Raw genomic sequence first — 19,409 nt, 5'->3', positions numbered from 1 at the left:
TCGATTGTCGAACAATATCCCGGACGAAGCACAAGAGGACTCGCCGGGTGACGAGAAATCTTGTTCCCTACGCAGGCGCTAACCTGATCAGGTTCAACGGGATCCGAAATTATTCGATCTCAGCCTCATAGCAAGGCACCCCGACAAGAACCCGGCCAGTCTAGACACAACCGGCAAAGAACGCCAACACCGCGGCAAACACCATGATGAATGGCGCAATTACCGGGACTTGCAGGATTGTTGCCGCACGATTGCGCAACTACACTCGCTGTGCCCTGCGCGCCTTGACGCTGCCGGGGCCGCGCCGTAGCCTTGGCGCGCACATTATTTCCGTAATATTTTTGCTAGGGATCGCCTCATGCTGCGCAAACTTTCACTGGCTCTTGCCATGTCTTGTGCGTCCAACGCAATGGCCTGGGCAGCAGAAGCGCCCTTGTCGACCAAGACCGATCTGGTCAGCGTCTATCAGGAAGCCGTCGACAACAACGCCGATCTGGCCGCCGCCCGCGCCCAGTACGGCGCCCAGAAAGAAGTGGTGCCGCAGGCCCGCGCGGGGTTGCTGCCTAACCTGTCCGGCGGCGCCGAAGTGGCGGACGTGCGCACCTCGATCGACCAGCCTTCAGCCATTGCCAATCGCAGCGCGCATTCCTATCAGGCGACCCTCGCCCAGCCGTTGTTCCGCGCCGACCGCTGGTTCCAGTACCAGGCCGCCAAGGACGTCAACGAACAAGCCGCCCTGCAACTCTCGGCCACCGAACAGAACCTGATTCTGCAATCGGCTGAAAGCTACTTCAACGTGCTGCGCAGTCAGGACAACCTGGCCTCGACCAAGGCTGAAGAAGCCGCGTTCAAGCGTCAGCTCGACCAGTCCAACGAGCGCTTCGATGTCGGCCTGTCGGACAAGACTGACGTCCTGCAATCGCAAGCCAGCTACGACACCGCGCGCGCCAACCGCATCGTTGCGCAGCGTCAGGTTGACGATGCGTTCGAAGCGCTGATCACCCTGACCAACCGTCAGTACAACTCGATTCAGGGCATCGTCCACACGCTGCCGATCCTGCCGCCGGCGCCAAATGACGCCAAGGCCTGGGTCGACACGGCGGGCAAACAGAACCTCAATCTGCTGGCGAGCAACTTTGCGGTCAGCTCCGCCGAACAGACCCTCAAACAGCGCAAGGCCGGTCACCTGCCGACCCTCGATGCCGTGGCCAAATACGAAAAGGGTGACAACGACGCCCTCGGTTTCGCCAACCCGAACGCCTTCGGTACGCCGTACAGTGGCAACGTCGAGCAAAGCACCCTGGGCCTGCAACTGAACATTCCGATCTACAGTGGCGGGCTGACCAGTTCGCAAGTGCGCCAGTCCTATGCGCAACTGGATCAGAGCGAGCAACAGCGCGAATCCCTGCGCCGGCAAGTGGTGGAAAACACCCGCAACCTGCACCGCGCGGTGAACACCGATGTCGAGCAGGTGCAGGCGCGTCGCCAGTCGATCATCTCCAACCAGAGCGCAGTGGAAGCCACGGAAATCGGTTATCAGGTGGGTACGCGCAACATCGTCGATGTGCTCGACGCCCAGCGTCAGCTGTACACCTCGGTGCGCAACTACAACAACACCCGCTACGACTACATCCTCGACAACCTGCGCTTGAAGCAGGCGGCAGGAACGTTGAATCCGGGTGACTTGCAAGACCTGGCGCGCTATCTGAAGGCCGACTACAACCCGGACAAGGACTTCTTGCCACCGGATCTGGCCAAGGCAGCCGAAGCACAGCTCAAGGCCCGGCCCTAAACAATCTGGAAAATCCCCTGTGGCGAGGGGATTTATCCCCGATGGGGTGCGTAGCAGCCCCAAAACCATTCACCGCGGTGATTCAGTCAGATATGGCAAGCAGGGTTAACGACTGCTGCGCAGCCGATCGGGGATGAATCCCCTCACCACAATAAATGTTCCGGGCGACTATTTGATCAACCGGCCCAGCCCATCCAGCAACCGCTGCAACGCACCCTGATTACGCCGCATCACCGCCAGTCCCGCCTCGGCCATGCGCTGGGCATCGCGCGGCAATTCGAACAAGCGCTGCACTTCCACCGCCAGCCCTTCGGCATCATCCACTTCGGCCAGCGCGCCGGCTTCACGCAATTGCGCGGCGATGTCGAGGAAGTTGAACAGGTGCGGGCCGCTGAGCACCGGTTTGGCCAAGGCCGCCGGCTCCAGCAGATTGTGCCCGCCGTTGGGCACCAGGCTGCCGCCGACGAAAGCACTGTCAGCCAACGCATAGAGAAACAGCAGCTCGCCCATGGTGTCGCCGAGCAGCACTGAAGTGTCCGCTTCGACGTTGGCACCGGTGGAACGGCGCACCGTGGCAAAGCCTTCACGCTGGCACAACTCGAACACCGAGTTGAAGCGCTCGGGATGGCGCGGCACCAGGATCAGCAATGCATTCGGGTAGTTCGCCAACAGTCGGCGATGGGCGTCGAGCACCACTTCGTCTTCGCCTTCGTGGGTACTCGCAGCGATCCACACCGGGCGCTCCAGCGCCTGCCATTGGCCGCGCAACTCATGGGCGCGCTGCAGCAGTTGCGGGTCGATGGTCAGGTCGAACTTGATCGAGCCAGTGACCTCGACCGTCTGCGGACGCGCGCCGAGATCGCGGAAGCGCTGGGCTTCAGCCTCGGTCTGCACCGCGAAAAAACTCATTTCAGCGAGCATCGGCGCGGTCAGCTTAGTGAAACGGCCATATCCCCGGGCCGATCGTTCGGACAACCGGCCGTTGGCCAGCGCCACCGGAATCCCGCGCTTGGCGCACTGATGGATGTGGTTGGGCCACAGTTCGGTTTCCATGATCACCGCCAGTTTCGGTTTGGCGTGATCAAGAAAACGCGCCGCTGCGCACGGCAAGTCGTAGGGCAGATAACAATGCTGGATGCGCGGTTCGCCGGCGAACAACGCCTGAATCCGTTCCGATCCGGTCGGCGTCATGCAGGTCACGGTGATCGGCAGCTGTGGATAACGCTGCAGCAAGGCGCGAATCATCGGCGCGGCGGCAATGCTTTCGCCCACAGACACCGCGTGCACCCAGATCCCGCCGGGTTGCAGTCGCGGCATCCCGTAGGAGAAGCGCTCGCCAATCCGTTTGGCATACGCCGGGGCTTTGCGCGAGCGCAGCCACAGCCGAATCGCCACCAATGGCAGCCCCAGGTAAAACAGCGCGGTGTAGAGAGTTCTATTCATGGCGGCGGAGTTTATCGACTTTTGTCGCCAATCGCCCGCAAGTGCACGGCAAAACGTTCAGCCAGCCAGCGCGCAGCCGGGCCGAGGGGTTCATCCCGGCGCCAGACCAGCTCCACCACCAACGCCGGCGGGGTCCATTCGCTGTCCAGTTCGACCATCAGGCCGTGATAGGCCGAATACTGCACCACATGCCGGGGCAGCCAGGCCCAGCCCAGATCCCGCACCAGCCATTCGGCCATCACATAGAAACTGTCAGCGCGCCACACCTGCGGACTGGCCGGTTCGTTGCCGGGGTAGACGCTGGTTTGCGTCGACATCAGCAATTGCCGATGCTGTGCCAGTTGCTGGCAGGTGACGTAGGACTGCGTCGCCAGCGGATGATTGATGCCGCAGACGGTGACCATTTCTACCCGGCCCAGTACCCGTCGTTCCAACGCTTCGGGGATTTCATCGTGATAGAACAGCAGGCCCAGATCGGCGCGACGCTCGACCAGTTTGCGTGCGACTTCACCCTGGGCGGCGCTGGTCAGTTGCACTTCGAGACTGGGAAATTGCTCGGCCAGCGCATCGAAGCTTTCCACCAGTGCCTGATACGGCATGGCTTCATCCTGAGCCACCCGAAGCTGCGCTTCCTGACCGCGCATCATCGCCATCGCCCGACCATTGAGGCGCTCGCATTGGCGCAGCACTTCCCGGGCTTCTTCGAGCAAGGCTTCGCCCGCTTCGGTGAGCCTGGGTGAGCGACCACTGCTACGCTCGAACAGGCTGACACCCAAATCGTCTTCCAGCATGGCAATCGCACTGCTGATCGCCGATTGCGCCTTGCGCTGCTGGCGCGCCACGGCAGAAAACGAGCGCTGTTCGGCGACGCTGACGAAGGCGCGCAGTTGTTCCAGATTCCACAGGGTATTCATGCTGCAACCCATCTTCAAAACAGATAGGTAATGACTTTACCCCATCTGGCGAGCGACTAGAATGCCGCCTCAGCAAGCAACGTTTTACATGAGGATTTACACATGAACGCCTACGCCTTTCTGGCCATCGCCATCTGCGCCGAAGTGATCGCCACCGTTTCGATGAAAGCGGTCAAAGGCCTGAGCACCCCGCTGCCGCTGATTCTGGTGATCGTCGGCTACGGGATTGCTTTCTGGATGCTGACGCTGGTGGTGCGCACTGTGCCGGTGGGAGTCGCCTACGCCGTGTGGGCGGGCATGGGCATCGTCATGGTCAGCGTCGCAGCGCTGTTCATTTATGGGCAGAAGCTGGACGTGCCGGCGATGCTCGGAATGGCGCTGATCGTGCTCGGCGTGGTGGTCATCCAGCTGTTCTCCAAGACTGCCGGGCACTGATTTGCAGTAACGCAAATCCCCTGTGGGAGCGGGCTTGCTCGCGAAGGCGGTGTGGCAACAACATTTCTGTTAACTGACACACCGCATTCGCGAGCAAGCCCGCTCCCACATTTGGTTTTGCATCTGCCCTGTTGATCATCGACAAATCCCGCTCTTTCCCGAGTCTGTATACTGCGCCCTCGTCTTGAACACTGAGGTCGTTGCATGCCATCCGTTATTTCCACCGACGTTCTGATTGTCGGCGCTGGTGTCGCCGGCCTCTGGCTGAACGCGCGTCTGCGCCGTCAGGGTTTTTCGACCGTGCTGGTGGAAAGCGCCAGTCTCGGCGGCGGGCAGAGCGTGAAGTCCCAGGGCATCATCCACGGCGGCGCCAAGTATGCGCTGCACGGTGCGCTGACCGGCGCCTCGGAAGCCATCGCCGACATGCCGCGCCGCTGGCGTGAAGCGCTGGCCGGCAACGGCGAGCTGGACCTGTCCGGCGTGCGCCTGTTGTCCGAAGCGCATTACCTGTGGTCGCCCGGCACCCTCGCCGGCAACCTCACCAGTTTCTTCGCCAGCAAAGCCGTGCGTGGCCGGGTCGATCAGGTCAAGGGCGATCAACTGCCGCCGGCCCTGCAAGACAAGCGCTTCAAGGGCAAGGTCTATCGCCTCGCCGAACTGGTGGTCGACGTACCGAGCTTGATCCAGCGCCTGGCCGATCTGGCCGGCGACGGTCTGCTCGCCGGGCAAACCATCGAGCCGCTGCTGGAAGCCGGTGTGTTGGTCGGCCTGAAAGTCGACGGTCGCGAGATCCGTGCTCAGCGCATCGTCCTCAGTGCCGGCGCCGGCACTGCCCGATTGCTGGAAGACCTGGGCCTGACCCATCCGCAGATGCAACGCCGGCCGTTGCACATGATCATCGCCAAAGGCCCGGGCCTCAAACCGTTGTACGCCCATTGCCTGGGCGGCGGCACCAAACCGCGCATCACCGTGACCACGCACCCGGCCGCCGACGGTCAGTGGGTCTGGTACATGGGCGGTGACATCGCCGAAAGCGAAGGCGTGGCCCGCGAACCTGCCGAACAGATCGCCACGGCGCAAAAGGAGATCGCACAGCTGTTGCCGTGGATCGACCTCAGTACCACGCAATGGGCGACCTTGCGCGTCGACCGCGCCGAACCTCTGCAAACCGGCCTGACCCGCCCGGACAACGCCTTCCTCGCCGAAGAGGGGCGCTTGCTGGTGGGCTGGCCGACCAAACTCGCCCTGGCGCCGGACTTCGCCGACCGGGTCATCGCCTCGCTGGAGCGCGACGGCATTCAGCCACAAGCCGCCGAACCTTTGCCGGCGTTGCCAAAACCACCGATGGGCGTTCCAGCCTGGGAGCAACTGCTGCCATGACTATCGCGAACCTGCACGAACTGCATCGCCCACTGGGCAGCACCGGCCTGACGGTCTCGCCGCTGGGCCTGGGCACGGTCAAACTGGGCCGCGACCAAGGGGTGAAATACCCCAACGGTTTTCAGATTCCCGATGACGATGCCGCGCGCATGCTGCTCAGGCAGGCACGCGAATTGGGCATTAACCTGATCGACACCGCCCCGGCCTACGGTCGCAGCGAAGAACGCCTAGGCCCGTTGTTGCGCGGCCAGCGGCAGGACTGGGTAATCGTCAGCAAGGTCGGTGAAGAGTTTGCCGACGGCCTGTCGCGCCATGACTTCAGTGCGGCGCATACGCGGATGTCGGTCGAGCGTAGCCTGCAACGTCTTGAAACCGATTTTATCGACCTGGTGCTGGTGCACTCCGACGGCAACGATCTGGCCATCCTCGAACACGAAGAGGTCTACGCCACCCTCGCCGCACTCAAGGCCGAGGGCAAGATTCGCGGTTTCGGCTTCTCCGGCAAAACGGTCGAGGGCGGACTCAAGGCGCTGGAGCAAGGGGACTGCGCGATGGTCACCTACAATCTGAACGAACAGAACGAGAAGGCAGTCATTGACTATGCTGCTGCCCACGGCAAAGCCATTCTGGTGAAAAAAGCCCTGGCCAGCGGCCATGTATGCCTGAGTCCGGGCGTGGATCCGGTGCGCGCCAGCTTCGAGTTGTTGTTCCAGCAGCCCGGCGTGGCCAGTGCTATTGTCGGGACGATCAATCCGCTGCACCTCGCCCATAACGTTGCGACCGTTGCCCAGGTCCTCCGTGGTCACTGACGCCGCCCCGCGGCCTTAAGCAGGAGCCGACATGCCGCGCACGCTCATCAGAAAGAACCCGAGCAACTTCAAGACGCTGCCGCTGTTCGTCGAGGCCACGCCCGAAGGCCTGACGTATCAGAGCGTCGGCATGCCGCTGAATTTCGCCCAGACCCTGCAGCGGCGCAAACCGGTGAGCGTGGCGGATGCCGAGCGTTTTGCGGTGGAACTGGCCAACCTTGGGGTCTCGGTGCGCCTGACGCTGCACTGGCAGAATCGCGATTACTGGGTGCTGGTGCGCCAGCGTCGGCAGGATCGCGGGGACGTCGTGCTCAAGCTGATTTCCGGTTACGTGCCTGCTCAAGAACTGAACATCCCGCTGCACACGGCGATTCAGGAAATTGCCGAAGAGTGCCTGCTGGAAACCCCGGAAGGCTGGCTCGGCGGACGCTTCAACGACACCTGGCTACCCGCCCCCTACGCCTCCGCCCTGCATTATCGCGAGGCCCTGCCGTTTCGCCTGACGCCGCAGTCCGGCTCGGCGCGGCCGGTGCGCTGCGCCAATCTGCAATTGCTCGAACGACCACGGGCCTACGTGCATCTGCCGACCGCATCGCTGCAACTGATCTACGACTTGCGCCTGGACGTGCCCAAGGAAGCCAAATCCCTGAGTCTGTTTCACGTCGATGAACGCCTGGAAGGTGATCAACTGGTGGCGCGACTGGACCGCAAGCGCCCGGATTTGTACCTGATGCCGTTGCAGGACGGCGAACCGCTGGCCGAACTGTATACCTTGAAGAAAGGTCAGCTGTCTCCGGCGGGCACGCGCGGTCTGTATCTGGCCGAAAGCTTTGCCAGACAGGATGGCTGGCTGGTGCGTGACGAGCGGATTCGCTGGAAGGACTGGTTACGCCAACAAGGCCTGACCCCGCCGGAGAAACCCACGGGACTGGCGCGGTTGCGCGGCAAGGCCAGGCAATTGCTGAAGAAGATCGTACCGCGCAAGAAAGTCAGTTCCTGAAAAGCAAAAGATCGCCGCCTGCGGCAGCTCCTACAGGGAAACGCATTCCAATGTAGGAGCTGTCGCAGGCGGCGATCTTTTTAGCTTGAATCAGTTACCGCGGATTTTCTCCACGATCGCAGTGGTCGAGCTGTTTTCCACCAGACCCAGCACTTTCACCGTGCCGCCGTAAGCCTTGACGATATCGGCACCAACAACCTGGTCGATACCGTAATCACCGCCCTTGACCAGCACATCCGGCTTGACCTCGCGCAGCAGGTTTTCCGGGGTGCCTTCCGGGAAACTGATCACCCAGTCCACCGCACCGAGGCCGGCGAGTACCGCCATGCGTCGGTCGACACTGTTGATCGGACGTCCCGGCCCCTTCAGGCGGCTGACGGAGGCGTCATCATTGATCGCCACGATCAGACGGTCGCCCTGGGCGCGCGCCTGCTCGAGGTAGGTCACGTGCCCGGCATGCAGAATGTCGAAGCAGCCGTTGGTGAAGACGATGCGCTCGTTATGCGCACGGGCATCGGCCACTGCCAGCACCAGCTGTTCCAGACCTAGCACCCCACGCTCCGAACCTTCTTCACGCTGGATTGCGCGGCGCAGTTCCGGGGCGCTGATCGCCGCAGTACCTAGCTTGCCGACCACGATGCCCGCCGCCAGATTGGCCAGCGCCACCGCGTGCGGCAGTTCTTCACCGGCAGCGATCGCCGCCGCCAGGGTGGAAATCACCGTGTCGCCAGCACCGGTCACGTCGAACACTTCACGGGCACGGGCCGGCAAATGCAGCGCCGGATGCTCCGGACGCAGCAGGGTCATGCCGTGTTCACCACGGGTGACCAGCAGCGCGCCGAGTTCGAGATCGTGCATCAGGGCCGCGCCCTTGTTCACCAGCTCGTGCTCATCGGCGCACCCGCCGACGATGGCTTCGAATTCACTGAGGTTCGGCGTGATCAGGCTCGCACCACGGTAGATCGAAAAATCCTTGCCTTTGGGATCGGCCAGCACCGGAATGCCTTTGGCACGGGCCGCCTGAATCAAGGCCTGATGGTTTTTCAGCGCGCCTTTGCCGTAGTCCGACAGCACCAGCACCTTGATGCCTTCGAGCAGATCATCGACCTGCGAGGCCAGGGCCAGCGCATCGGTGGCAAACGGTTCTTCAAAGTCGATACGCAGCAACTGCTGGTGCCGGCTCATGACCCGCAGTTTGACGATGGTCGGCTGGTGCGCGATGCGCTGGAACAGCGCGCGCACGCCCGCGCCCTTGAGACTGTTGCTCAGGCTGTCGGCGGCTTCGTCGTCGCCGGTCACACCGACCAGTGACGCCGGCGCGCCCAGCGCGGCAATGTTCAAGGCAACGTTGGCAGCACCGCCCGGGCGGTCTTCGATTTGCTCGACTTTTACGACCGGTACCGGTGCCTCAGGGGAAATCCGTGAGGTTCCACCATGCCAGTAACGGTCGAGCATGACATCGCCGACCACCAAGACTGGGGCTTGATCGAATCGCGGCATGGACAACTTCATGGAGCAACCCACATACAAAATGAACAGGGGCGCGATATTAACACAGGGTTGGCGCAGGCTTGCGTGCAGCCTGCAACAGGATGAAACAGTCCGTTACTTTGCTCATTTTTTGAGCACCAGTGCCGCCAGTTGTCCACAGGCTTCGGACAATTCCAGCGCCTCGGTGTCGATTTGCCACTCGGCTGCCAATGGCGCTTCGTAAGGACTGTCCACGCCCGTAAAGTGCTTGATCCGGCCTTCCCGTACGGCCTGATACAGACCTTTCGGATCGCGACGGGCGCAGACTTCCAACGAAGTGCTGACGTGCACTTCAATGAATTCATCCTGGGCAAACAGCCTGCGCGCGGCGTCGCGTTCGGCGCGGAACGGCGAAACGGCCGCAACGATCACAATCAGCCCGGCGTCGACCATCAACCGCGCCACCTCGGCCATACGCCGGATGTTTTCCCGGCGGCAGAGATCGCTCATGCCCAGGTCGCGGCACAGGCCATTGCGCACATTGTCGCCATCGAGCAAAAAGGTGTGCAGACCCGACGCATGCAGGTGCAGTTCGAGGGCATTGGCCAGGGTTGACTTGCCGGCGCCGGAAAATCCGGTCAACCACAGGCAGCGTGGGTGTTGTGCCTTGAGCGCTGCCCGGGCCAGGTGCGAGAGCGCCAGACCGTAAGGCCGAATGGCGAGCGTCTGTAGCGGCAGTGACAGGGACTCATTCATACCCGAGCAACTCGTAATCACGCTGATAAACCCGACGTACCAGACGCCGGGTGCGCACCGAACAGAACTCGCGCGCCGGCATCGATTGCCGTTCCCGCGAGCCGTTGACGTGAGGCAACTCGCCAGTCAGCCCCAACTGTTCGCAAACCAGACGAAAATCCCGCGTCAGGTGTTCCTGATAACCGATGAAGTCCAGCGCCAGATGCCCCAGCGAGTCCGTCAGAAAGTCGGTCTGGGCGGCAAAGTGCAATTGCCGGGCAATCGTTTCCGGATGCAGCCAGCGCGCGACAAAAGCGTCGAAATCCCGGTACTGCCGCACCAGCCGTTGCGCCATATGGTCACGCGCGCTCAACTCGTTGCCACGCAAAAAGGCGTAGGCCGAATAGGCACGTTCCAGCGGGTCGCGAACAAAAGCGAACTTGAAGGCGTTGGCGAACTGCTCGGGAAACTGCTCTTCATACCAATACAGCGGCAAGTGCCCGGGTCGCCAGCCGTCGAACAGCGCCGTGCAAACGCTGCTGCCGGCGCATTTCGGAACATGGATAAACAGGCAGGAGCGCTGCTGGAAGGCCTGAGGAAACGTCAGGTTGGCCGACATCGACTTGTTCACCACCTGCCGATCGACCACCGACAGGCGCCCGAGCAGAAAAGCCCGCTGTGGCTTGGGCAGCAGTTTCCAGAGATAGCGTTGCAGCATGAAAGCACCCGCGCGACGGGGATGGCCCCCTCGATGGAAGTCAGAGTTCGTTGAGGAACCTTAACAAGCGCGGTGCCCGGTTTTATTCCGGTTTGGTCAAGAAGGGTAAAGGTCTGGATACAAACGACTGTGGGAGCGAGCAGGCTCGCTCCCACAGGGCAGGGCCTGGAGTCAGGCGATATCTTCGGCCGGGGCATCGAGGCCCATGGCGTTGAGGCGCGCGTAGTAACCATTTTGCGCCAGCAACTGGTCGTGGGTGCCGCGCTCGACGATGCGCCCCTGATCCATGACCAGAATCAGGTCGGCCTTCTCGATGGTCGACAGACGGTGAGCGATTACCAGCGTGGTACGCCCCTTCATCACCTGATCCAGTGCCGCCTGAATGTGCCGTTCGGACTCGGTGTCGAGTGCCGAGGTGGCCTCGTCGAGAATCAGCAGCGGCGCGTTCTTCAGCAACGCACGGGCAATCGCCAGACGCTGGCGCTGGCCACCGGAAAGCAAGACGCCGTTCTCGCCGACCTGAGTGTCCAGGCCTTGCGGCAACTGCGAAATGAAGTCCATCGCGTAGGCATCACGCGCGGCTTTTTCAATGTCTTCACGCGGCGCACCGGCCAGATCGCCATAAGCGATGTTGTTGGCAACGGTGTCGCTGAACAGAGTGACGTGCTGAGTCACCTGAGCGATGTGACGACGCAGGTTGAGCAGTTTGTACTGTTCGACTTCCACATCGTCGATGAGGATTTCGCCCTTGTCGTGGTGATAGAAACGCGGAATCAGGTTGGCCAGCGTCGACTTGCCGCTGCCCGAACGCCCGACCAGTGCGACCATCTGCCCTGGCTGGACCGAGAAACTGATGTCGTCCAGCACCTGGCGTTCGGTGCCAGGGTAGGTGAAGCTGAGGTTGCGCACGTCCAGACGGCCACTCACCGCATCGCGCTCGACGGTGCCGGTATCGACTTCCGGCTCGACGTCCAGTTGCTCGAAAATGCTCTCGGCACCGGCCACGCCTTTCTGAATGGTCGAGCTGACTTCGGACAATTGACGGATCGGCTTGGGCAACAGGCCCGCCAGCGTGATGTAGGCGACCATGTCACCGGCCGAGGCGTCACCGCGCAGGTACAGCACCAGGAACATCAGCACGGCCATGGCGGTGTAGATCACCAGTTGCAGCATCGGCGTGTAGATCGCGCCGGTACGGGTCATGCGCAGTTGCTTGTCGGTGTTGCCCTGGCTGGCATCGAGGAAGCGCTTTTCTTCATAGGCCTCGCCGCCGAAGCTGCGAACCACGCGATAACCCTGGATGGTTTCCGAGGCCACATGCGTGACATCGCCCATCGCCAGCTGGATCTTCTTGCTCTGCTTGCGGAATTTTTTGCTGGCGGTGCGCACCATTACGGCGATCAGCGGCAGGATCGCCACCATCACCAGCGTCAGCTTCCAGTTCATGAACAACAGCGAGGCAAACAGGAAGATCACCGTCATGCCTTCACGGATTACGACCTTGATCGCATCTGTTGCCGCCCCCGTGACCATCGTCACGTTGAAGGTGATACGCGAAATCAGATGACCGGAGTTATGCTTGTCGAAATAGCGGTTAGGCAGCACCAACAGGTTGTTGAACAACTGCACACGCAAGTCATGCACCAGCCCCAGGGAAACCTTGGCCAGGAAATAGTTGCCCAGATAGGAGCCCAGCCCCTGCCACGCGGCGATCAGGATGATCAGCAGCGGTACGGCCTGCAACAGTTGCAGGTCACGCAGGTAGGGCACGGAGGGAAACAGCACCGCTTCAGGGTTGGACAGGCCATCGACAAAGTACTTGAGGATGTAGCCAAGCATCGGTTGCGTCGAGGCGAAAATCAGAAAGCCGACGATGCTGATCAGGAACAGACTGATGTACGGCCGGACATAGCCGAGCAGGCGGAAGTAGATTTTCAAGCTCGATGGGCTTGCGGCGGGACTGGAATCGGTCATATCACGCGAAAGTCGATAAAAAGGACGCTGACTTTAGCACAGCTTCTTCAGGGTTCTGGCAATCGGCGAAAGGCTGTTATTGTTATGCACCTCTTCTGCATCAAATAGCCATCACTCGAATGGTCGATCAACCTCAGGAATGAATCTCACAGCATGCAACTTCGCGGCTTCAGCAGTACGTCCAATCGGATTTTCGATTTCATTAGCCTGTGGATTCTTCCCACCGGTTATTTCCTGCTCCTGTGCGCGCTGTTCTTCTTGCCGGGTCGAAGTCTGCATCACAAGTTGTTCTATGGCCTGTTCAGCATTCCGACACTGATCGCGCTGTGCCTGCGCCCGCGCGAACTCAAGGAGCTGCTGCGCGAGCCGATTTTCATCGCGGCTCTGCTGTTCGCCGCCTGGGCGTTGCTCAGCCTCGCCTGGGGGCCGGGCGGGGAGCCGCTCGGCGGAATGTTCAAGCCGCCACTGCATACCTTGCTGCTGTTTGCCGGCTGCTACCTGCTGGTGCGCTACCGCAGCGACATCCTGCAACCCTTGCTGTTCGGCGCCGCGTTGGTCGCGCTGATTGCCACGACCATTTTCCTGTTCATGTTCGCCCGGGTTTATGAGCCGGGCATGCGCCTGATCGGCGGAGGTGCCTTCGATAACCCGTTGCTCAGCTCGCACCTGTTCGGCTTCTTCAGTGCCTACTGGCTGAGCGTGACCATGACCTGCAAACGTCGCCAGATGATGTGGCTCAGCTTGCCGGCGATGGCAATCATGTTCATGGCGGTGATCGGCACCGGTTCCCGGACGCCGTTGGTGGCACTGACCATGGCGGCGCTGTGGCTGTGCTTCATCTGCTGGAACAGACGCTCGGTGGGGTTACTGATCGCGCTGGTCCTGAGCGGCGTAGCAGTCATTACGCAGTTTTCGCAGATGATCACCGAACGTGGCGACTCCTATCGTCTGGAAATCTGGCAGAAGGTACTGCACATGATTGCCGATCATCCATGGATCGGTCATGGCTACAGCGCCAGCCTTGCCGTAGACCCCGGTAACGGCATCAGCTTTCAGGAGCCGCACAGCTTTATCCTGGGTGTGCTGTATTACGTCGGCATCATCGGCTTGCTGCCCTGGCTGTTCTTCCTGCTGTGGGGCCTGCTGAGCAGTTGGCGCCAGCGCGTGCAGCCACTGCTGATCATAGCCTCGACCTGGCTGGTATTCGGTATCGGCGCCGGGCTGACCGAAGGCGGCGGGATCATTTCGCGGCCCAAGGAACACTGGTTCCTGTTGTGGATCCCGCTGGCACTGATCGCAGCGTTGAGCATCAATCAACGCGCGCGGCGCCTGTTGACCCAGCCGGTGCAAAAGCTTGCGACCGCTGACCTGGAGCACATGAGCAGCACGGCCCAGATCATTGAAGAAGATGGCCTCGGCCCGAAAGTCCTGCGCCTGACCGACGGCAGTTTCCTCAAGCTGTTCCGCCGTCGCCGCTGGTACACCTCCGGCAGCTTCAATCCCTACTCCGAACGTTTCGCGGTCAACAGCGAACAACTTCGTCAGATGGGCATCCCGACCCCGCAAATATTGAATCTGTACCGTCTCGACGATGGCAGCAGCGCTGTGCATTACGCGCCGTTGCCGGGGCACACGCTGCGTCAGGTGCTGCAGAGCATTACCGCTCCAGCGGTGCGCCAGGCGCTGGTGGAGCGCTTTGGCAAATTCATGGCGCAACTGCACGAGAAAGGCGTTTATTTCCGCTCGCTGCACCTGGGCAACGTACTGGTACTGGAAGACGGCGAGTTCGGCCTGATCGATCTGGCCGACCTGCGCATCTACCCTACTCCGCTCAGTCTTTCCCTGCGCCAACGCAATTTGCGTCATATGCAACGTTACACTGTCGACAAACGCTGGTTGTTCGAGGATCACCTCGATGCGTTGCTCCAGGGGTACGCCATGACGGCGTCTAAATCCGCGGTTGAAAATCTGCACAGGCAAGTGCTGGCCGGCAACACCCCGGCTCGGGTTCATTGATGATCGAAACCAATCCGCTTATCGCGCTGGCAGCCTATCTGCTGGCCATCGTCACTTCCGCCCTGCTGTTGCGTGCGGTGCCGAAAATCGCTCGGCACCTGCAGCATTCCGGCGAAAGTCGATATGCCAGCATCGACGGCCTGCGTGGCTATCTGGCGTTTGGTGTGTTCGTGCACCACTCGGTCATTACCTGGATCTTCTTGCGCACCGGGGTGATCGACTTTCCGCCGAGCAACTTCTATTCGATGCTCGGTCAGGGCAGCGTCGCGCTGTTCTTCATGATCACCGGTTTTCTGTTCTGGAGCCGCCTGCTCGCGCAGGGACGCAACCATGACTGGCTGGCCTTCGGCGTGTCACGGGTATTTCGCTTGTATCCGCTTTATCTGCCACTGATGCTGCTGGTGTTCGTCTCGATCTTCCACTTGCAGGGCTGGCAAATGAAGGAGCCTGGCCTGGAGCTGTTCAAACAGATCCTCGCCTGGCTGACGTTCGACCGCCCGGACATCAACCAGTACCGCCACTCCGGCATGCTGATATCCAACGTCACCTGGACGCTGGCCTATGAGGTGTTTTTCTACATGGCGCTGCCATTGGCCGGGCTGGTGTTCATCTACCGCGGCAGCTGGTTGCAGGTGGTGCTGTGCCTGATCGGCATCTACACGCTGTACCAGGTCATCGGCTGGGAACATTCGCTGAAGAAACACTTTCTGGCGAGCTTCCTCGGTGGCATCGCCGCCGCCTACTGGATTCGCCGGCCGGCGCTCGTGGCGTGGAGCCAGTCACGCCTGGCGAGCATCATCGCCGTGCTCGCGCTGGTGATTGCGTTCACCGCGTTCAGTCGGGCGTTCAAGACTGCACCGCTGTTTCTGCTGGGACTGTTTTTCGTGATCGTCGCGTCCGGCAATAATCTGTTCGGCGCGCTGAAACCACGCAGCATTCGCTGGCTAGGCGAAATCAGCTACAGCACCTATCTGCTGCACGGGTTCGTGCTGTGGCTGATGGTGCAACGGCTGCCGCTGCTGCTGAATATCGATGCGCGGGAAACGGCGGTGTACCTGCCCTTGGTGGCCGTCTGCACGTGCTTGCTGATTCTGATCAGCAGCGCGACGTTCCTCTATATCGAGCAGCCGGGCATGGCTGCCGGCAAGAAGGTTGTGCATTGGCTGCGCCAGCGTCAGAAGGGCGAAAAGCGCTTGCCGGAGAAGGTCGCCCGCTGAGCGCGAGCGACCGCTGCCTCAGTCCTTTTCCAGCGGGGAAAAGAGCAGGCGCCCCAAGCCGCGCCAGGTCTTCTTGTTCCAGGCCTTGAACGGGATCTGCGCCAGCAGCTCGCGTGCCAGTTTGCGATTGCGGTTGGCGGTCTTGAGGAACATCGAGTTTAGCGCCTTGAAGCGCACTTCGTCGTACAGCGGATGATCGCTGAATAGCGCATAGGTGCGCAGGATGTTCTCGATCATGAAGCGATGATTCTTGTACGAGTTGGTGGCGTGCTTGCGGTAGCGCGCCATCACCACGTTCAAACCGTCGATGAAGTAGCCAGCACGGGTCACCTTGAGCTCGATGTACAGGTCTTCAAGACGAATCGTCGGATCGAACCCTCCCACCTTTTCCAGCGCCTCGCGACGGATCATCAGCGTCGGCGCTGGCGGATACGGCTTGCGTTCAAGAAACATGTCGTCGAAATCGAGGCGGCGAAACGGCACGTCGCGGCGCTGACGCTTCTCTGGATACAGGCTGCCGTCGGCGTGCATCAGCTCGATATTGCCGGCACAGATTCCGACTTCAGGCTTGCCGTCCATGTACGCCACCTGGGTGGCAATACGTTCGGGGTACATGATGTCGTCGGAGCCGAACGGCACAATCAGGCTGCCCTTCGAACGGGCGATAGCGCCGTTGAGGGTATTGGTCAGGCCCTGATTCTGCTGCACACGGAAATCGAAGCCGTACTGCGCCTGCAACGCGCTGATGCGCTCGACGCTGTCGTCCTTCGAACCGTCGTCGACCACCAATAGCTCGATGTTCTTGTAGCTCTGGTTGAGGACACTGAGGATGCTTTCCTCAATGTACGGGCCGTGGTTGTACGAGGCGATGATCACGGTGACGAGGGCGTTGGCTTCGCTCATGACTCTTTCTTCGCTCACGGCTGCTCCTTGCGGGCCTGCTCCAGGCCGGAATCGATCAGGTCCAGGTATTCCTGACGGAACACCTCGATGTCGTGTTGTTCCTGCAGATAACGGTAGGCCTGTTCGCCCTTGGCCTTGAGCTCGTCGTCCGACAGCGCCAGATAGTGATCCAGCGCGGCGACCAGACTCGGCACGTCCTTGGGCGTGATCGCCAAACCACCGGCACCTTCGATCAGCGGCAACATCGCCGGCACGTTCGAGGCAATCACCGGAAGGTGTCCGCTCATGCCTTCGAGCAAGGCCAGGCCCAGGCCTTCGGCCAGCGACGGCATGGTCCAGATGTCGAACGCACGCACGTATTGCAGAGCGTTTTCCTTGAAGCCGAGCAAGTGCGCACGGCCGCTCAGGCCCAACTGCTCGATTTCGGCAGCCAACGGCGCTTGCAGGCGTCCGGCACCGATGATCGCCAACTGGGTGTTCGGGTATTTGTCCTTCAGCGCGGCAAAGGCTTGCAGCAGATAGGTGTGGCCCTTGACCGACACCAGCCGCCCCAGTGCGCCAATCAAGCGCACATTCGGGTCGAGGCCCAACAGCTCGCGAGCTGTTTCGCGGCTGTGCTGCAGGCCCTCGGCCTGCACGATGTCGATGGCATTGGTGATGGCGTAGGTGTTCTGGTCGGTAAAGCCGCAATCGCAATCGAGCAGGTACTGTTTGACCGCTGGCGACACGCCAACGAAGCGCCAGTGCCGATCGATCAGACGCTGGGTCTGACGACGCCGGTAAAAGCGATCATACTCGCCGAAACCGTGGGAGATGCCAATGCAGAGCGGCACCTTCAACCAGCGGTTGAGCGCCAGCATCATGTTCACCGGTTTGAAGCGGTTGCAGATCACCACGTCGAACTTTTCCCGGCGGCAGAACTTGTACAACTGCCACATCGCCCGCAGGCGCATGCCCTTGAGCGACTTGTCGGAAAACTCGAAGTACACCGAATGGTCGGCCCGGCTTACCGGCTCGCCCGGCCCCGGTTTGCCGCGCAGGAAAGCCGCGGTGATCTCATAGCGATCGCTCGGCAGCGCCTTGACGATCTGCTCGGCGAGGTCGGCAAAGTCATGGGCTTTGACGTTGTAGTCGGGTTGCAGCTGCAACACCTTGAACCGTTGACTCATGACTCTCCCCGCTGGACGCCTGTCTCACCGTGCTTCAGTAGCCAGAACAACTCCTGGCGCCTGACTGCTTTTCGAAAAAATTCGTTTTCGCCGTACACCGACCCAGCCCGCCCGGCGAGCACACGCTGGATAACCCGGCGCAGGCGACGCTTGAAAGGAGCCGGCGGCTGCAGGTCATGCATCATGCCCAGCGCCATGGCCTTGTCCCGTTGCAGCTCGATGGACAGTGGCAGGCACAACGGCTGCATCGGCACCGCCGCATCGAAGGCCGGTGGCAAGGCAATGCCCTGCCCGGTGTTGCCCATCGGCCAGCGGTCGTTGTCGTGCAAGTGGTTGGCGTAACCGAGCAGCGTCGGCTGCCAGTCGAGGCCTTGGAGCGCCTGCAAAACCGCTTGCTGGGCGCAGATATGGTCAGGGTGCGGATCGAGGGTCGGATGCGGCAGCACGATCACGTCAGGACGCGCGCGCAACAGCACTTCACGCAAGTCGGCCAGCAGGTTGTTCCAGGTCGGCGCGCCGTCGGCATCGCCCGGCAGAGTGAACGGATTCAACTGACGAAACAGGCGCGTGTCGTTCAGGTCGGCTTCGCGCGAGCCCACCGCCTGATTCGGCGCAGCCTGCATCGCCGCCAGTTGCAGGCAAAAGTAACCGAGTTGCACGCAGTGTTCCTGCGGCACACCGGCCCAACGCGGCACGGCGAGGCTGTCCCAGGCACGCAGACGGCCCTTGAGCCGCGCGGCCTCGACCTTGCTCATGCCCATCTGCTGATAATGTTCGGCTTCGATCTCACCCGCGGTCAGGGTGACGATCCAGGCTTCGTCGGCCTGGCTGTACAAGCCATAGGCGGCCAGCTCGGCATCGTCGGCGTGCGGGGCGATCACCATCACCCGCTGACGGCGATAGTCCGGTTGCTCCAGTGCCCACAGCACCGGCTCGCCGGAGACCCGGCAGAAGCGCCCGCGCAAGCGCAACTGGCCTTGCGCCAGAGCTTGCGCCTGACCGCTGAGGTTCAGGTAACGCAGGCCATTGACCCCGCGCTCGAAGGTTTGTGCATCAGGATGCGTCCCGCCGAACAGTTCGACGCGCGGATCAAAGAACCGTCCCAGCCAGGTGCTTTTAACCTTTACCGCGAGGATCAACGTCGCTTCGTCGACCAGCATCACGCCTTCATCCAGGCGCAATTGCTCGCCGCTCAAATGCACCTTCGGCTGCGGCGTGAACGGCGGAAAGCTGTATTGGTAATCGTCTTTCGGCGAATAGAACAGATGATCGGCAAACCACGCTTCATGGGCGATCCAGCCAATCACCGCGAGCACCAGCGGCAACCACCACGCGACCAGCACACCGAGCGCGATCAACACGCTCAGGGCGATCAGCAAGGTAATGCGTTTATTGCGACGATGACGCTTGAGCAGTTGCTGTTTGCGGCTCATG

At 61.4% G+C, this 19,409-nt stretch carries 16 protein-coding genes and 1 riboswitch; of the genes, 7 read left to right on the top strand and 9 right to left on the bottom strand.

All coding sequences use genetic code 11. The features are described 5' to 3' along the window. Positions 1-47: 47 nt before the first annotated feature. Positions 48-153: riboswitch (TPP riboswitch) on the bottom strand. 205 nt (positions 154-358) lie between these two features. Then, positions 359-1,792, top strand: coding sequence for a TolC family outer membrane protein (locus H043_RS0107830; protein ID WP_027611388.1), 1,434 nt, complete (start codon positions 359-361; stop codon positions 1,790-1,792). Between the two features lie 168 nt (positions 1,793-1,960). Here H043_RS0107830 and waaA read toward each other — a convergent pair whose 3' ends face one another. Then, a complete protein-coding gene (waaA, locus tag H043_RS0107825; RefSeq protein WP_027611387.1) occupies positions 1,961-3,235 on the bottom strand; it encodes a lipid IV(A) 3-deoxy-D-manno-octulosonic acid transferase in 1,275 nt (424 codons plus the stop codon). Positions 3,236-3,246: 11 nt separating this feature from the next. Next, entirely contained in the window at positions 3,247-4,149 is a 903-nt protein-coding gene (locus tag H043_RS0107820; RefSeq protein ID WP_027611386.1) for a LysR family transcriptional regulator, read from the bottom strand. A gap of 102 nt (positions 4,150-4,251) precedes the next feature. Here H043_RS0107820 and H043_RS0107815 point away from each other — a divergent pair, with 102 nt between their 5' ends. From H043_RS0107815 to H043_RS0107800, 4 genes are all read left to right on the top strand, one after another. Beyond that, on the top strand, positions 4,252-4,584 hold the full coding sequence (locus H043_RS0107815) for a multidrug efflux SMR transporter (protein ID WP_003221050.1): 333 nt from the start codon (positions 4,252-4,254) through the stop codon (positions 4,582-4,584). 204 nt (positions 4,585-4,788) lie between these two features. Next, positions 4,789-5,964 (top strand): FAD-binding oxidoreductase, encoded by a 1,176-nt coding sequence (locus H043_RS0107810; RefSeq protein ID WP_027611385.1) that lies wholly within the window; start codon positions 4,789-4,791, stop codon positions 5,962-5,964. Beyond that, positions 5,961-6,773: an aldo/keto reductase gene (locus tag H043_RS0107805; protein WP_027611384.1), complete on the top strand. Its 813-nt coding sequence runs from the start codon at positions 5,961-5,963 to the stop codon at positions 6,771-6,773. The genes H043_RS0107810 and H043_RS0107805 overlap by 4 nt, the downstream gene beginning before the upstream one ends. A 31-nt stretch (positions 6,774-6,804) precedes the next feature. After that, positions 6,805-7,773, top strand: coding sequence for a hypothetical protein (locus H043_RS0107800; protein WP_027611383.1), 969 nt, complete (start codon positions 6,805-6,807; stop codon positions 7,771-7,773). A 90-nt stretch (positions 7,774-7,863) separates the two neighbouring features. On the opposite strand, the gene hldE is transcribed toward H043_RS0107800, so the two are convergent. The 4 genes from hldE to msbA all read right to left on the bottom strand — a co-directional run bounded on the left by hldE (position 7,864) and on the right by msbA (position 12,670). Beyond that, positions 7,864-9,285 (bottom strand): bifunctional D-glycero-beta-D-manno-heptose-7-phosphate kinase/D-glycero-beta-D-manno-heptose 1-phosphate adenylyltransferase HldE, encoded by a 1,422-nt coding sequence (hldE, locus tag H043_RS0107795; protein WP_027611382.1) that lies wholly within the window; start codon positions 9,283-9,285, stop codon positions 7,864-7,866. A 102-nt stretch (positions 9,286-9,387) separates the two neighbouring features. Further along, positions 9,388-9,999: an adenylyl-sulfate kinase gene (gene cysC, locus H043_RS0107790; protein WP_027611381.1), complete on the bottom strand. Its 612-nt coding sequence runs from the start codon at positions 9,997-9,999 to the stop codon at positions 9,388-9,390. After that, a complete protein-coding gene (locus tag H043_RS0107785) occupies positions 9,992-10,696 on the bottom strand; it encodes a sulfotransferase family 2 domain-containing protein (RefSeq protein ID WP_027611380.1) in 705 nt (234 codons plus the stop codon). The genes cysC and H043_RS0107785 overlap by 8 nt, the downstream gene beginning before the upstream one ends. A gap of 171 nt (positions 10,697-10,867) precedes the next feature. After that, positions 10,868-12,670, bottom strand: a complete 1,803-nt coding sequence (gene msbA / locus H043_RS0107780; protein ID WP_027611379.1) for a lipid A export permease/ATP-binding protein MsbA — start codon at positions 12,668-12,670, stop codon at positions 10,868-10,870. A 153-nt stretch (positions 12,671-12,823) separates the two neighbouring features. Here msbA and H043_RS0107775 point away from each other — a divergent pair, with 153 nt between their 5' ends. Both H043_RS0107775 and H043_RS0107770 read left to right on the top strand, forming a co-directional pair. Next, a complete protein-coding gene (locus H043_RS0107775) occupies positions 12,824-14,686 on the top strand; it encodes a bifunctional O-antigen ligase/aminoglycoside phosphotransferase family protein (RefSeq protein ID WP_027611378.1) in 1,863 nt (620 codons plus the stop codon). Beyond that, positions 14,686-15,903, top strand: coding sequence for an acyltransferase (locus tag H043_RS0107770; protein WP_027611377.1), 1,218 nt, complete (start codon positions 14,686-14,688; stop codon positions 15,901-15,903). Before H043_RS0107775 ends, H043_RS0107770 begins: the two co-directional genes overlap by 1 nt. An 18-nt stretch (positions 15,904-15,921) precedes the next feature. Here H043_RS0107770 and H043_RS0107765 read toward each other — a convergent pair whose 3' ends face one another. The 3 genes from H043_RS0107765 to H043_RS0107755 are packed head-to-tail and all read right to left on the bottom strand — an operon-like array spanning position 15,922 to position 19,408. After that, positions 15,922-16,806, bottom strand: coding sequence for a glycosyltransferase (locus H043_RS0107765; protein ID WP_027611376.1), 885 nt, complete (start codon positions 16,804-16,806; stop codon positions 15,922-15,924). A 14-nt stretch (positions 16,807-16,820) separates the two neighbouring features. Continuing rightward, positions 16,821-17,975: a glycosyltransferase family 4 protein gene (locus tag H043_RS0107760; protein WP_027611375.1), complete on the bottom strand. Its 1,155-nt coding sequence runs from the start codon at positions 17,973-17,975 to the stop codon at positions 16,821-16,823. Next, positions 17,972-19,408 carry a PIG-L family deacetylase gene (locus H043_RS0107755; RefSeq protein ID WP_027611374.1) on the bottom strand — a complete coding sequence of 479 codons (1,437 nt, stop codon included), beginning with the start codon at positions 19,406-19,408 and terminating at the stop codon, positions 17,972-17,974. The genes H043_RS0107760 and H043_RS0107755 overlap by 4 nt, the downstream gene beginning before the upstream one ends. Position 19,409: the final 1 nt, after the last annotated feature.

The sequence above is a fragment of the Pseudomonas sp. URIL14HWK12:I6 genome (genome assembly GCF_000514195.1).
Lineage (GTDB): Bacteria > Pseudomonadota > Gammaproteobacteria > Pseudomonadales > Pseudomonadaceae > Aquipseudomonas > Aquipseudomonas putida_A.
This window is presented reverse-complemented; position numbering and strand designations above follow the sequence as displayed.